An 11,898-nucleotide genomic window follows, 5' to 3' on the forward strand; every position below is an offset into this window, starting at 1 on the left:
CCCGCCCCCACGGACGGACAGATGATAGCCAGATATCTTGTGATAGTAGGGTTGCTCCTCCTTGCGGCATGCGGCAAGAAGGGGCCGCTGGTTCCCCCCGAAAGCTTCGCGCCGGCGCCGGTGAGCGCCCTGTCGGTTGAGCAGAAGGAGGATGCGTTCTATGTTTCCTGGCCCGCTCCCTCCAAGGATGAGGCGGGACGCCCGCTGAAGGAGCTGGCCGGCTTCAGGGTCTTTCGCCGTCCGGTACTTCCCCCCGATCAGGATTGCGAGGAGTGCCCCACGGCCTATACCGTCGTGAAGACCGTGGACCTGGAATATCCGCAGGATGTGCGATTCTATAACAACCGTTACGTCTTTGCCGACCGCAATCTGACAGACGGCGTGACCTACCAGTACAAGGTGGTTTCCTTCCGCAGGGACGGCTCCGAGAGCGCCGCCTCCAACCGGGCGCGCCGCGCAAAGGTTACCGCCCCGCCCGCTCCGCACCTCTCTGCGGCTGCCGGACCCACCAGTGTGGTGCTGCAATGGGAGCCCCCCTCCGGGACCGTCGGCAAACCGGTGGGGGCCTATGTCTATCGCTGCCGCGGCGAAGCTGTTTCCACCCTGGTCCTCCTTACGCCGACGCCGGTCGTAGAACGCCAGTATGAAGATCTTCGGCTGGAACGGGGTGTCACCTATGTTTACACGGTGCGGGAGGTCGTTGACATCGACGGCATGCCGGTTGAAAGCGCTGTTTCCAACGAAGTCAGGGGGATGCTGGCTGAACCGGAGTGAAGGGAACGAGAGGAACTGCCATAGCCGGTAAGCTTCTAATCTTTTGACTTTTTAACGGCTTCCATGGTAAAAATACCCACTTTTGTTTCGGTGTGGCAATGAAACACCTTTTTATACATTGGGCAAGCTGAGGATTACTGACAGATTTTTTGCAAAACGGGCTATCACAAAGATCGCCCCCACATAGGAGGTTTCATATGTTCAAGGGAAGCATCGTCGCCATCGTCACCCCGTTCAATAACGGCCAGGTGGATTTTGAGAAACTGCGGGAACTGGTCGAATTCCAGATCTCCAACGGTACCGACGCCATCGTCCCCTGCGGCACCACCGGCGAGGCTTCGACCCTGGACTACGACGAGCACATGGATGTGGTGAAGACCGTCATCGAGCAGGTCAACAAGCGGGTTCCGGTCATTGCCGGCACCGGCTCCAACTCCACCGCCGAGGCCATCGAGCTTTCCCAGAAGGCCAAGGAGGTCGGGGCCGACGGCGTGCTGCTCGTCACCCCTTACTACAACAAGCCGACCCAGGAGGGGCTCGTTCGCCACTACACCGCCATCGCCGATGCCGTGGCCATACCCCAGATCCTTTACAACGTGCCGGGACGCACCGGCGTCAACATGCTCCCCGAAACCGTGGCCCGGCTGGCGCCCCACAAAAACATCGTCGCCATCAAGGAGGCCACCGGCTCGCTCCAGCAGGCATCTGAGATTCTGGCGCTTTGCGGCGATAAGATCGACGTTCTCTGCGGCGACGACTTCATCACCTTTCCCATGATGGCCTGCGGCGCCAAGGGGGTCATCTCGGTGCTGGCCAACATCATGCCCAAGACCGTGGCCGAACTGACAGATGCCTTTTACGCCGGGGACATGGAGAAGGCCCGTCAGCTCCACCTGCAAACCCTCAAGATCGGCAATGCCATGTTCATCGAGTCGAACCCGATTCCGGTGAAAACCGCCCTCGGCCTTATGGGCAAGTGCTCCGACGAGGTGCGGCTCCCGCTTTGCCCCATGGGTGCGGCCAACAAAGAGAAGCTTGCGGCCATCATGAAAGAGTACGAACTAATCTAAATTCAAAGTCCGCCACAGAGGCACAGAGAAACGGAGAAAGCTGTGTTTGCCAGGCATTGACGCTGAGGTTTTTCTCTGTGTCTCCGTGTCCCTGTGGCGGAAGTGAGGTTTTTTATGGTGAAAATCGCTGTCTGCGGCGCCGCCGGGCGCATGGGCCAGAGGATTATCGTTGCTGCCAAAGAGGCGGGATGCACAGTTTCCGGCGCCCTGGAGCGGCCGGGCCACGAGCTGGTGGGACAGGATGCCGGGCTTATCGCCGGCTGCGGCGCCCTGGGCGTCGCCATTTCCGATGACCTGAATGCCGTTGTTGATGGGTGCGACGTCCTCATCGACTTCACCACCCCCAAGGTTTCCCTCAAGAACCTGGAGGCCTGCGCCCTCAAGAAAAAGGCCATCGTCATCGGTTCTACCGGCTTTACCCCCGAGGAGCGCGCCCTGGCCGCCGAACTGGCGAAAGATATCCCCGCGGTGCTGGCCCCCAACATGAGCGTCGGGGTCAACGTCTGCTTCAAGATCCTGAAGGACGTGGCCAAGACCCTGGGTGACGACTTCGACGTGGAGATCGTGGAGCTGCACCACAACAAGAAGAAGGACGCCCCCTCCGGCACCGCCGTCCGCATGGGAGAGGTGGTGGCCGAGGCCCTGGGCCGCGACTACAACAAGGTGGCCAATTACCACCGCGAGGGGATCTGCGGCGAGCGGACGAAGGAAGAGATCGGCATGCAGACCGTGCGCGGCGGCGACATTGTCGGCGAACACACCGTCTACTTCATCGGCATGGGCGAGCGGATCGAGATCAGCCACCGGGCCATGACCCGTGACATGTTCTCCCGTGGCTCCGTTCGCGCCGCCCAGTGGGTGGTGGGGAAGGCGCCGGGGCTCTACGACATGCAGGATGTCCTGGGCCTTCGGTAGGAGGAATGCCGCTTTTTGCCAATCTCGGCGTTTTCTGCGTCATCGCGTGTGCGACGTAGCGCTGCTACGTCTCCGTGCTCTTCCTTGACGCCTTGACCTTGGCGAAAAATCGACATCCCGTAGGTTAAACCGAAAACCTTGAACCCGATTTGCCGCTCCATGCGGCATTTCCTTTATAAAAACGAATCTGGAGGAATTACCGAAGATGGCAAAAATCAACGACAACTACCTGAAACTGAAGGCCGGCTACCTCTTTCCCGAGATCGGCCGCCGCGTGCGGGAGTTTTCCGCCGCCAACCCCGAGGCCAAGGTCATCCGGCTCGGCATCGGCGACGTGACCCGCCCCCTGGCCCCGGCCATCATCAAGGCGTTCCACGACGCCGTGGACGATCTGGCCACCATCGACAACTTCGCCGGCTATGGCCCGGAGCAGGGGTACGACTGGCTCATCAACGCCATCATCGAGAAGTCCTACAAGCCCCTGGGCGTTTCCCTCAAGACCGAGGAGATGTTCATCTCCGACGGCTCCAAGTGCGACTGCGCCAACATCCTCGACATCTTCGCCCTCGACAACGTCGTTGCCATCGGCGATCCGGTCTACCCGGTCTACAACGACACCAACGTCATGATCGGCCGCACCGGCGATGCCGACGAGAAGGGGTACTACAAGGGGATCGTCTACATGCCCTGCACCGAGGCGAACGGCTTCATCCCGTCGCTCCCCACGGAAAAAGTGGACATCATCTACCTCTGCTTCCCCAATAATCCCACCGGCACCGTGGCCACCAAGGCCGAGCTGAAAAAGTGGGTCGACTACGCCAACGCCAACGATGCCGTCATCTTCTTCGACGCCGCCTATGAGGCCTTCATCACCGATCCCGCAATCCCACACTCCATCTACGAGATCGAAGGGGCCAAGAAGTGCGCCATCGAATTCCGCTCCTTCTCCAAGACCGCCGGTTTCACCGGTGTCCGCTGCGGCCTCGTGGTCGTTCCGGAAGAGGTGATGGGCACCACGCCGACGGGGGAGAAGTACAGCTTCAACAAGCTCTGGCTCCGCCGCACCACCACCAAGTTCAACGGCGCCTCCTACCCGGTCCAGAAGGCCGCCGCCGCCGTCTACTCCGACGAGGGATGGAAGCAGAACAAAGAGATCATCGACTACTACATGGAGAACGCCCGGATCATCCGCGAAGGCCTCGCCGCCGCCGGCCTTACAGTCTACGGCGGGGTCAACGCCCCCTACATCTGGCTGAAAACGCCGGGCGGCATGAGCAGCTGGGACTTCTTCGACAAACTTCTCACTGAGTGCAACGTCGTGGGGACGCCGGGAAGCGGCTTCGGCCCCAGCGGCGAAGGGTTCTTCCGGCTCTCGGCCTTCGGCCATCGCGAGAATGTGATTGAGGCGGTGGAGAGGATAAAGAAGAATCTGAAGTAGGATGAATCGAAAGGGCGCCCGTTGCGGCGCCCTTTTTATATTGTGGTCAGGAGCTGGGAAATTTTTCCCGTTGACGCAATGCTTGACTATGTTATTGTAGGACATATGTTCAGGAGGTAGTGTTGTGGGTGCGGTCCTTGTCTTTAGGGACAAGAAGGTCAAGGAGGGGCTGATCATCGAACTGGTGGTCTGGGAGCTTGACGCCCCCTTGAGTGGGTCAAGCCATCCTTTCAAGTACCGGCTCTTTTGCGGCAGCCTGGAAACCGGCACATGCCTGGTCAGATATGACAACGAGCGGGGGAAGGGCGACCATCGACACGTTGCGGATGAGGAGCAGCCGTACCAGTTCACAAGCCTGGAAGTGTTGTTTGCCGATTTCGAAAAAGACGTCAGGGAGGCGATGAAAAAATGAAACGGGATATAAAGGTTGGAATCAAATCTGACGATGAATTCTTTGCCGAAGCGAGAGAATTCGCCCGCAAGCTGGATACAGGCTGGAGGCCGGAGCAGCCGGTCGAAAGTCTCTATTTCGAGGATCTGCCGACGCTTCTCAAGTATCTCACTCCGAAGCGGTTCGAGCTGCTCAACACCCTGCACTCCGTGGGGCATGTGAGTATCAACGCCCTGGCAAAGAAACTTCACCGGCAATACCGCAATGTCTTTGATGATGTGAAGACGCTGGAGCGGCTGGGACTGGTGGAGAAGGACGAGGAGAGCCGGTTCTTCGTCCCCTGGGACGAGATCGATGCGACCTTCCGCTTGGCGGCGTGAGGGGAGTTAAACAAGCTGTGCCGGGAATTTCAGGAGATTCATATGGCTACTTCAGTTGATATTCAAAATATTTCCAATCAGATTCGCAGGGAGTTCGCACCCCGGAAAATTATCCTGTTCGGTTCCCATTCTTGGGGTACGCCGTCGGACGATTCGGATGTCGATCTTCTGGTAATTGCGGATTTCGAGGGGAAACCGTGGCGTTTTGCCGTTGAGATCAGGGAGCGCATCAGAGCCACTATCCCGCTTGATTTGATGGTGCGTACACCGGAGCAGCTCCGGGAACGTTTGGCCAAGCACGATATGCTGCTGACCGAAATTGTCGACCGCGGCACGGTGCTGTATGAAGCCTGAGACTGCCGAATTGACGAGCAAGGCTGATGCGGACCTTGCCACGGCGCAACGTGAGGCCTCGGTTGATGACGCGCCGAATTTCGATGAGGTCTGTTTTCACGCCCAGCAGTGTGCCGAGAAATATCTGAAGGCCATTATGGTGGAGACGGGCGTGCGCGTACCACGCATCCATGATCTTGAGGCGCTGGTCAATTTGTTGTTCGGGGAATATCCAGGATTGGAGCGGATTCTGCGCTTCGCCAGAATACTGTCGGCAATGGCGGTTGAGGTCAGGTATCCGGGAATGACGGCTGATGAGGATGATGCTACGGAGTCGCTCAAGGCTGCGACGTTGATTCGTGAGGCAGTGCAGGAGATTTTGTGCGGTTCTGGGGATGCTGGAGTTAAATAAACTGTCCCCGGAATTCCGCCCCAAGCGGCTCGGGAGGTCCGGGTTGGGTGATTGAGGGAGTGCCCGAACCCTTCAGTCTTGAGGTGACCGGTGCCAGCGAGATAGCCCGGAGTGAGGAGGCCAATCAATCTGGGACGAGGTTGTGTTTGGCAGAGTGCGAGAGGGCGGGGATGAGATGTAACTTGGCATCTTGGAAGCCTGACCCCGGACCCTGACCGGAGGGAAATAAGTAAGGTGTCCCCGGAATCCCCCCGGAATCCCCGTGCCGGAATCCCCGCCCCCGAATCCCCGGAATCCGGGATGTCCCCGGAATCATCGGGATCATGGGCAAGGAGGAAATTTGTGCTTCTATCAAGAAGCATCAGGGGAGGGTCGATTGAAATGGTATGGATGCGCTTTAGATTTCGTTTTGCCATTCTTTTTCTTTCCATGTCGTTTTTATTGTCCCGAACAGTCCATGGGGCCGGTGGGCCCAGTGGTGGAGCGGCCCAGAATATGGAACCGCGCCTTGCCGTCACCCCGGCGGTCATGGATTATGCCGTCAATACGGTAAAGCCGGTCCTTGACGCCAGTCCGGACAAAGACCGTCTGTCGCAACTGCTGAAAGTGGTGGATGTGCTCAAGGACCCGAAAATGGGCGTGGACGTCAACCGGATAGCACCCGATGCCTACTTCATCTACAACCTTCTCGACAAGGTCAAGCTGGGATTTCTCTACACCTGGAAGTTTTCTCCGGAGCAAAAAGAGATGCTGCAGCGCTGGCATGGAAAGTACATGAACGAACATCCTGCCGACGTCTTTTTTGCCCCCACGGCCGATGAAATTATCAAAACCAGGGCCGGTTTCGGCTGTACACACTATGCCCGGGCATTCATCGCCGTCGTCAAGGCCCTCGGGCTGGTGGAAAAGCCGGAAGACCTGCGCTATGTGGTGTCCAGCAAAGCCGATGACTATAATCGTGCCCTGGAAAAGCAGGACATGGAGAAGACCATAAACGGTCATCAATTCGTGCTGGTGAAGATCGACTCAAGATGGATCGCCATCAATACGTCCCAGAGGGAAGAAGCGGTGAACATGCCCGAGGGATTTTCGCCGGAATCCTGCAGCCCGCCCCAAAACATTCCCGTCAGGTTCGAGTCCTATCCTGCGGGGATCATTTTTCTGCTCAGGAAAATCGGCAAGGACTTCAACGATGATTGCGGCGACATTTCCCTGGCAAATCTCATGAACATCTCGCGGTCGGGCAATACGGAAAACGGAATGTTTTTGTGGGAGCCATATGGAACAGTGAATCAGTCGTTTCCGGGCCGTCGGACTTGATGACCTAGTTCGAGCGCCGTGCTCCCGCACTCGAATTCGGGGGACACCTTACTTAATTGGCAGGGAATTCCGAGGACATTATGCATAATTCGAAAGGCGGCCAAATGGCCGCCTTTTCTGTTTCCTGAGCATATGTGACAATGAATTACAGCGTCACGTCCAGTTCGTTCTGGGTCAGTTGCTCCCGTACCTGCTTCTTCCGGATGAGCACCAGTTCGCCGGTTTTGGTCCTCATGACGGCTCCCGGCTTGCGGTGGGAGTTGTAGTTCTCCGGCGACATGCTCTCGGAGTAGGCGCCGGTGCCGCCGATGACGACGTAGTCGCCGATCTCCGGCTCAACGATCATGACCGGCACGATGTTCCCCTCCTTGTCCAGGCGGACCGAGTCGCCGCTTTCGCAGCAGCGGCCGACGATGCCGAAGGGCTTCAGCCCCGCCGTGGGGGTCTGGTCGTACTCGCTGGAGAGGAGCGTCCCGTCCTGGCGGACGATGGCGATGGGATGCTCGGAGCCGTAGAGGAGCGGCCGGGTCAGTAGCTCCATGCCGCCGTCGACGATGAGGAAGTTCATCTCGTTGGTGAACTTCTTGTCGATGATGCGAGTGACGATGTGCCCCGAGTTGGCCACCACAAAGGTCCCCGGCTCGATCTCCATCATCAGTTCGCGGCCGGTGGCGGCCTTGAACTCTTCGATCCGCTGCTTTGCATAGGCTCCCAGGGTGGCGATGTCGGCCTGCTTCTCGCCCGGCATGCGGGCCACCTTGAGGCCGCCGCCGAAGCTGACGGTGACTGCATCCGGGAAGTAGGTTTTGATGAAGCCGAGCTCCCGGTCGATGTTCTCTTGCCACTTCTCCGGGGCGCCGCCGGAGCCGATATGGACGTGGACCTGGGTGAAGCGGAGCCCTTTCTCGTCGGCCAGGGCCTTCACGGTCGGGACGTCGCGCAGGTGGACGCCGAAGCAGGAGTACTCGCTGCCGGTGTCGCGGGTGGCGCTCTCGCCGCCGCCGGCGGCGCCCGGATGGACCCTCATGGAAAGGTCGATCTTGTTCTGGGCGGCAAAGTCGGCGATGAGCTGGTACTGCAGCGTGGAGCAGACATTGTACTTGAGGCCGACCTTGATCATGGCTTCCAGTTCGGTCCGCTCCTCGCCGGTGGGGACCTCCTGGGTGGTGAGCATCATGCGGCTGTAGGGGATGCCGGCGGCATGGGCCCGGGCGGCCTCGTCCAGGGATGAGCAGTCCAGGTCCAGCCCCTTGCCGGTGACAATGCGCAGGACGGTGCGGTCAGAGTTGGCCTTGATGGCGTAGCGGACGTGCAGGCCGTAGGCATTGGGCATGGCAAGCAGCTGGTCGCAGCTGTTCTCGATGTACTGCTGATCGTGGAGGTAAATAGGGGTTCCCCATTCCCCGGCGATCTTCGGGATAAGCGTTGCGTCGAGTCCGGTCGGACCAAAAGAAGTCATTGTCATTCGATCAACCTCATGGATGTGATGGTGATGTTTGGTTCCAAGATGCCGTCACGGCGGCATGTAAATGTTAATTTACTTTTCTAGCATTTTCCATGGTTGCGGCGCAACAGCTCTTTCACAGGCGTTCAGAAAACGCCATGGGGCACGCGAGGATTACGGGCAGAACAAGTTCAAAAGGCGGCCAAACGGTGTCTTTGACGAATCTGGAGAAACTTCTTGCTGCCTGTTACAGGCTGTGGCACACTGTAAGTACTCAATAAGGTGCCGAAAGGAGTGCCAATATGAATACAATTCCCGCCCAAGAGCTGAAGCGCCGCGGCATTGCGGCGGTTGACGGCTTGATCGAATCGGGTGACGTCCACGTGATTCGCAACAACCGGCCCGAGTATGTAATTCTCTCCGAGGAGCGCTACCGTGAGCTGGTGGCCGAGGCCGAAGAGGCGTATCTGGCCAGGGTGAGGGCATCGCTTGAGGATGTGAAGGCGGGACGGGTGCGGCGGTTTGCCTCGGCCGACGAGCTGTTGCAGGCGCTCGACGCTGAGGGGGAGTAACCGTGTACAGCGTCACCACATCGGAACAGTTCCTCCGTCAAGCGCGAAAATTCTTCAATAAACACCCCGACTTGAGACCCCGCTTCGCTGCCATCTTCGAGGCGCTCAAGCTGGATCCATTTCAGCCAGGCCTCGGGCTGCACCAGCTTTCCGGCAAGCTTGCCGGCTGTCATGCCGTCAGGCTGACCTATTCCTACCGAATCACCCTGACCCTGCTGATCGCCGAAAAAGAAATCATTCTTCTCGACATTGGCAGCCATGACGAGGTGTACCGGTAGTCAGTCCGTAATGACGTAATCGTACCTGCTCCCTACTCCCGTACCCAGTGGCAGGTATACCCTCCCGGGTTCTTCACCAGGTAATCCTGATGATACTCCTCGGCCCGCCACCAGGGGCCGGCCGGGACGATCTCGGTGACGACAGGCCGCTTCCACTTGCCGCTGGCGTCCACCTCGGCCTTGACCTTTTCCGCGATCCGCTTCTGCTCGGCGTCATGGTAGAAGATGGCGCTCCGGTAGCTGCTGCCGATGTCGTTCCCCTGGCGGTTCAAGGTGGTCGGGTCGTGCATCCGGAAGAAGAACCGCAACAGGGCCTCGTAGCTGGTCTTCGTCGGGTCGAATTCGATCCGCACCGCTTCGGCGTGCCCCTCGTGGTTTTCGTAGGTGGCGTTGGGCACGCTGCCGCCGGTGTAGCCCACCTCCGTGGCGATCACCCCCGGCTGCTTGCGCAGCAGGTCCTGCATTCCCCAGAAACAGCCTCCGGCCAGGGTCGCCACCTGCTTTACTGCCGCTGCCGGCGCCTTCCGGCCGAAGAGGGGGAGATACGAGCCATACCCTTCCTTCTCCAGGTCGTCCACCGGGATGAAGCGGAGCGCCGCGGAGTTGACGCAGTAACGCAGCCCCCCCTTGTCCCGCGGCCCGTCGGTGAAGAGATGCCCCAGGTGGGAGTCGGCTTCTTTGGAGCGGACCTCGGTCCGGACCGTGCCGAAGCCGATGTCGGTCTCCTCCTTCACGCTGTTCGGGGCGACCGGCCGGGTGAAGCTGGGCCAGCCGGTGCCGGAATCGAACTTGTCCCTGGATGAGAAGAGCGGCTCACCGCTGACGATGTCCACATAGAGCCCTTCGCGGTGCTCGTTCCAGTAGGTATTGTCGAAGGGGGGCTCGGTCCCCGATTTCCTCGTCACGCGGTACTGCAGCGGAGTGAGGCGCTGCTTCAGCTCTTCGTCAGAGTATTTCCTCGCTGTCATCGTCGTCTCCTTTTCTGCTGTTCGGCCGCCGAAGCGGGGGGGCCTGGCAACAACTGCCAGTATCAGGCAGGCAACAACAAATACCAGAATCGTCAATGCTCGTGTTTTCATCTTTTTCCCCCGATGTTAAGATTATAGACAATTATCGAGGCATATCCCAGCTCCGTAGCGCCACTCTTTCCGGGATGGGCTTTGGAGACGTTGTCAATTTGATTGTCTACAGCAAGACGGCAGCCTATCGGTGGGCAGCCTCCTGCATCGCATGATTCGCGGCCAGCGACCGAGCTGATGGAGAAATTCGAGAAATCCTGCCGTCTGAAACCTACGCAACGGGTTTTCCTCTGCGCGACCTTGTCAGAAACGACAAGGCGAACCCGACCAGGAGAAACCCGCATCCCATGGCGAAGCTGTAGACGGATGCCCGGCCCGGATAGAGCTCCGCCGGGTACCGGTCCTTGATCAGGGCCACCAGTTGGGGGCCCGCGATGCCGGCGGCGGACCAGGCGGTGAGGATCGCGCCGTAGACGGCAGGCATGACCCGAGCGCCGAACATGTCGAGCACGAACGCGGGCATGGTTCCGAAACCGCCGCCGTCGCAGAGGAGCACGTAGCAGACCAGCAGGGCGAAGTGCCAGGGAGAGTCGGTGCGCATCAGAAGCACGAACGCCAGGAACTGCGAGCCGAGGATCAGCCTGAAGGTCTCGGGCCGGCCGATCCGGTCCGAGAGTCCCCCCCAGAAAAACCTGCCGACCCCGTTGAACAGTGAACTGGTCGCAATCAGGGTGGCGCCGTACCGCGCCAGGGCCTCTTTTCCCAGCCCCGGACTGGCCTCGCCGCAGATTTCCTGAAAGAGCGGCGACTGGAAGCCGATGAGAGCGAGCCCGCGGTGATGTTGCAGAAAAAGATCCCCCAGAGAAGCGCAAATTCCCCGGAGAGAATGCAGGCGCGGGCTCCCCTCCCACCGTCGTCCGGGCCGCTTCCGGCCTGATCCCGCGGCAGGGCATATTCCGGCGGCACCCACCCCGTTGGAGGGTACCTGACAAAGGTCGCGGCAGGAACGGTCACCAGCAGGAACAGCACCCCCATGACGGCAAACACCGTCACCATGTCCCCGCCCATTTGCGCCAGGAGCAGAGGTGCGATGACCTTGGACATCAGCAGGGCGCCAAACCCGAACCCCATGACCACCATGCCGGTGGCAAACCCCTTGCGGTCAGGAAACCATCGGGCCACCGTGGCGACAGGGGTGACGTAGCCGAGCCCGAGTCCGGTCCCTCCGACCACCCCGTAGCCGATATACAGCAGCGGAAGGGAATGCATGCCGAGCGCCAGGGCCGCCAGGAGATAGCCGGCCCCGAACAGCGCCCCGCCCGCCAGGGCGAGCTTCGTTGGTCCAATCCTCGGCAGCATCATCCCCCCGGCTGCGGCGGCAAGGCCCAGGAAGCAGATGGCGAGGCTGAAGACCCATGCCACCTGGCTGTTGGTCCAGTGGGTGTCGCAGAACGGCTTCTGGAAGAAGCTCCAGGCGTACACGGTCCCGAGGCAGACCATGAGCAGCGTGCAGATGATTGCGATCCCCCAGCGGTTGGGCGTCTTTTCCACC

15 protein-coding genes are annotated in these 11,898 nt (G+C 59.7%); 11 read left to right on the forward strand and 4 right to left on the reverse strand.

Annotated features, from left to right (window positions below; translation table 11 throughout):
• Positions 1 to 21: 21 nt before the first annotated feature.
• The 9 genes from lptM to GMET_RS01095 all read left to right on the forward strand — a co-directional run bounded on the left by lptM (position 22) and on the right by GMET_RS01095 (position 7,033).
• On the forward strand, positions 22 to 774 hold the full coding sequence (lptM, locus tag GMET_RS01055; protein ID WP_004512799.1) for an LPS translocon maturation chaperone LptM: 753 nt from the start codon (positions 22 to 24) through the stop codon (positions 772 to 774).
• A 197-nt stretch (positions 775 to 971) separates the two neighbouring features.
• Positions 972 to 1,844: a 4-hydroxy-tetrahydrodipicolinate synthase gene (gene dapA, locus GMET_RS01060; protein ID WP_004512800.1), complete on the forward strand. Its 873-nt coding sequence runs from the start codon at positions 972 to 974 to the stop codon at positions 1,842 to 1,844.
• A 114-nt stretch (positions 1,845 to 1,958) separates the two neighbouring features.
• The gene (gene dapB / locus GMET_RS01065) at positions 1,959 to 2,759 is read left to right on the forward strand and encodes a 4-hydroxy-tetrahydrodipicolinate reductase (RefSeq protein ID WP_004512801.1); all 801 of its coding nucleotides are present in this window, start codon (positions 1,959 to 1,961) and stop codon (positions 2,757 to 2,759) included.
• Positions 2,760 to 2,964: 205 nt separating this feature from the next.
• The gene (locus GMET_RS01070) at positions 2,965 to 4,197 is read left to right on the forward strand and encodes an LL-diaminopimelate aminotransferase (protein WP_004512802.1); all 1,233 of its coding nucleotides are present in this window, start codon (positions 2,965 to 2,967) and stop codon (positions 4,195 to 4,197) included.
• Positions 4,198 to 4,321: 124 nt separating this feature from the next.
• Complete coding sequence (locus tag GMET_RS01075; protein WP_004512803.1) at positions 4,322 to 4,609, forward strand: toxin-antitoxin system TumE family protein; 288 nt, start codon at positions 4,322 to 4,324, stop codon at positions 4,607 to 4,609.
• Positions 4,606 to 4,968 (forward strand): hypothetical protein, encoded by a 363-nt coding sequence (locus GMET_RS01080; protein WP_004512804.1) that lies wholly within the window; start codon positions 4,606 to 4,608, stop codon positions 4,966 to 4,968. The genes GMET_RS01075 and GMET_RS01080 overlap by 4 nt, the downstream gene beginning before the upstream one ends.
• A gap of 42 nt (positions 4,969 to 5,010) precedes the next feature.
• Positions 5,011 to 5,322 carry a nucleotidyltransferase domain-containing protein gene (locus GMET_RS01085; protein ID WP_004512805.1) on the forward strand — a complete coding sequence of 104 codons (312 nt, stop codon included), beginning with the start codon at positions 5,011 to 5,013 and terminating at the stop codon, positions 5,320 to 5,322.
• Positions 5,312 to 5,713 carry a HEPN domain-containing protein gene (locus GMET_RS01090; protein ID WP_004512806.1) on the forward strand — a complete coding sequence of 134 codons (402 nt, stop codon included), beginning with the start codon at positions 5,312 to 5,314 and terminating at the stop codon, positions 5,711 to 5,713. The genes GMET_RS01085 and GMET_RS01090 overlap by 11 nt, the downstream gene beginning before the upstream one ends.
• A 495-nt stretch (positions 5,714 to 6,208) precedes the next feature.
• A complete protein-coding gene (locus GMET_RS01095; RefSeq protein WP_238378960.1) occupies positions 6,209 to 7,033 on the forward strand; it encodes a hypothetical protein in 825 nt (274 codons plus the stop codon).
• 145 nt (positions 7,034 to 7,178) lie between these two features.
• Here GMET_RS01095 and GMET_RS01100 read toward each other — a convergent pair whose 3' ends face one another.
• Positions 7,179 to 8,498, reverse strand: a complete 1,320-nt coding sequence (locus GMET_RS01100; protein WP_004512808.1) for a diaminopimelate decarboxylase — start codon at positions 8,496 to 8,498, stop codon at positions 7,179 to 7,181.
• 281 nt (positions 8,499 to 8,779) lie between these two features.
• Between GMET_RS01100 and GMET_RS01105 the strand changes: the two genes are divergently transcribed.
• On the forward strand, positions 8,780 to 9,049 hold the full coding sequence (locus GMET_RS01105; protein WP_004512809.1) for a type II toxin-antitoxin system Phd/YefM family antitoxin: 270 nt from the start codon (positions 8,780 to 8,782) through the stop codon (positions 9,047 to 9,049).
• Positions 9,050 to 9,051: 2 nt separating this feature from the next.
• Entirely contained in the window at positions 9,052 to 9,327 is a 276-nt protein-coding gene (locus GMET_RS01110) for a type II toxin-antitoxin system RelE/ParE family toxin (protein WP_004512810.1), read from the forward strand.
• Between the two features lie 32 nt (positions 9,328 to 9,359).
• Here GMET_RS01110 and GMET_RS01115 read toward each other — a convergent pair whose 3' ends face one another.
• The 3 genes from GMET_RS01115 to GMET_RS19130 all read right to left on the reverse strand — a co-directional run bounded on the left by GMET_RS01115 (position 9,360) and on the right by GMET_RS19130 (position 11,897).
• Positions 9,360 to 10,295, reverse strand: coding sequence for a bifunctional methionine sulfoxide reductase B/A protein (locus GMET_RS01115; RefSeq protein WP_004512811.1), 936 nt, complete (start codon positions 10,293 to 10,295; stop codon positions 9,360 to 9,362).
• 322 nt (positions 10,296 to 10,617) lie between these two features.
• The gene (locus GMET_RS19125; RefSeq protein WP_261974632.1) at positions 10,618 to 11,166 is read right to left on the reverse strand and encodes an MFS transporter; all 549 of its coding nucleotides are present in this window, start codon (positions 11,164 to 11,166) and stop codon (positions 10,618 to 10,620) included.
• Positions 11,073 to 11,897: an MFS transporter gene (locus GMET_RS19130; protein WP_004512813.1), complete on the reverse strand. Its 825-nt coding sequence runs from the start codon at positions 11,895 to 11,897 to the stop codon at positions 11,073 to 11,075. The genes GMET_RS19125 and GMET_RS19130 overlap by 94 nt, the downstream gene beginning before the upstream one ends.
• Position 11,898 lies beyond the last annotated feature (1 nt).

The organism is Geobacter metallireducens GS-15, from assembly GCF_000012925.1.
In the GTDB taxonomy this organism is placed as follows: Bacteria; Desulfobacterota; Desulfuromonadia; order Geobacterales; family Geobacteraceae; genus Geobacter; species Geobacter metallireducens.

What these genes read in the sequence shown, in the direction of transcription:
- lptM (WP_004512799.1), top strand. Translation starts at nt 22, where the DNA reads ATGATAGCCAGATATCTTGTGATAGTAGGGTTGCTCCTCCTTGCGGCA.
- dapA (WP_004512800.1), top strand. Translation starts at nt 972, where the DNA reads ATGTTCAAGGGAAGCATCGTCGCCATCGTCACCCCGTTCAATAACGGC.
- dapB (WP_004512801.1), top strand. Translation starts at nt 1,959, where the DNA reads ATGGTGAAAATCGCTGTCTGCGGCGCCGCCGGGCGCATGGGCCAGAGG.
- GMET_RS01070 (WP_004512802.1), top strand. Translation starts at nt 2,965, where the DNA reads ATGGCAAAAATCAACGACAACTACCTGAAACTGAAGGCCGGCTACCTC.
- GMET_RS01080 (WP_004512804.1), top strand. Translation starts at nt 4,606, where the DNA reads ATGAAACGGGATATAAAGGTTGGAATCAAATCTGACGATGAATTCTTT.
- GMET_RS01085 (WP_004512805.1), top strand. Translation starts at nt 5,011, where the DNA reads ATGGCTACTTCAGTTGATATTCAAAATATTTCCAATCAGATTCGCAGG.
- GMET_RS01090 (WP_004512806.1), top strand. Translation starts at nt 5,312, where the DNA reads ATGAAGCCTGAGACTGCCGAATTGACGAGCAAGGCTGATGCGGACCTT.
- GMET_RS01095 (WP_238378960.1), top strand. Translation starts at nt 6,209, where the DNA reads ATGGAACCGCGCCTTGCCGTCACCCCGGCGGTCATGGATTATGCCGTC.
- GMET_RS01100 (WP_004512808.1), bottom strand. Translation starts at nt 8,498, where the DNA reads ATGACAATGACTTCTTTTGGTCCGACCGGACTCGACGCAACGCTTATC.
- GMET_RS01105 (WP_004512809.1), top strand. Translation starts at nt 8,780, where the DNA reads ATGAATACAATTCCCGCCCAAGAGCTGAAGCGCCGCGGCATTGCGGCG.
- GMET_RS01115 (WP_004512811.1), bottom strand. Translation starts at nt 10,295, where the DNA reads ATGACAGCGAGGAAATACTCTGACGAAGAGCTGAAGCAGCGCCTCACT.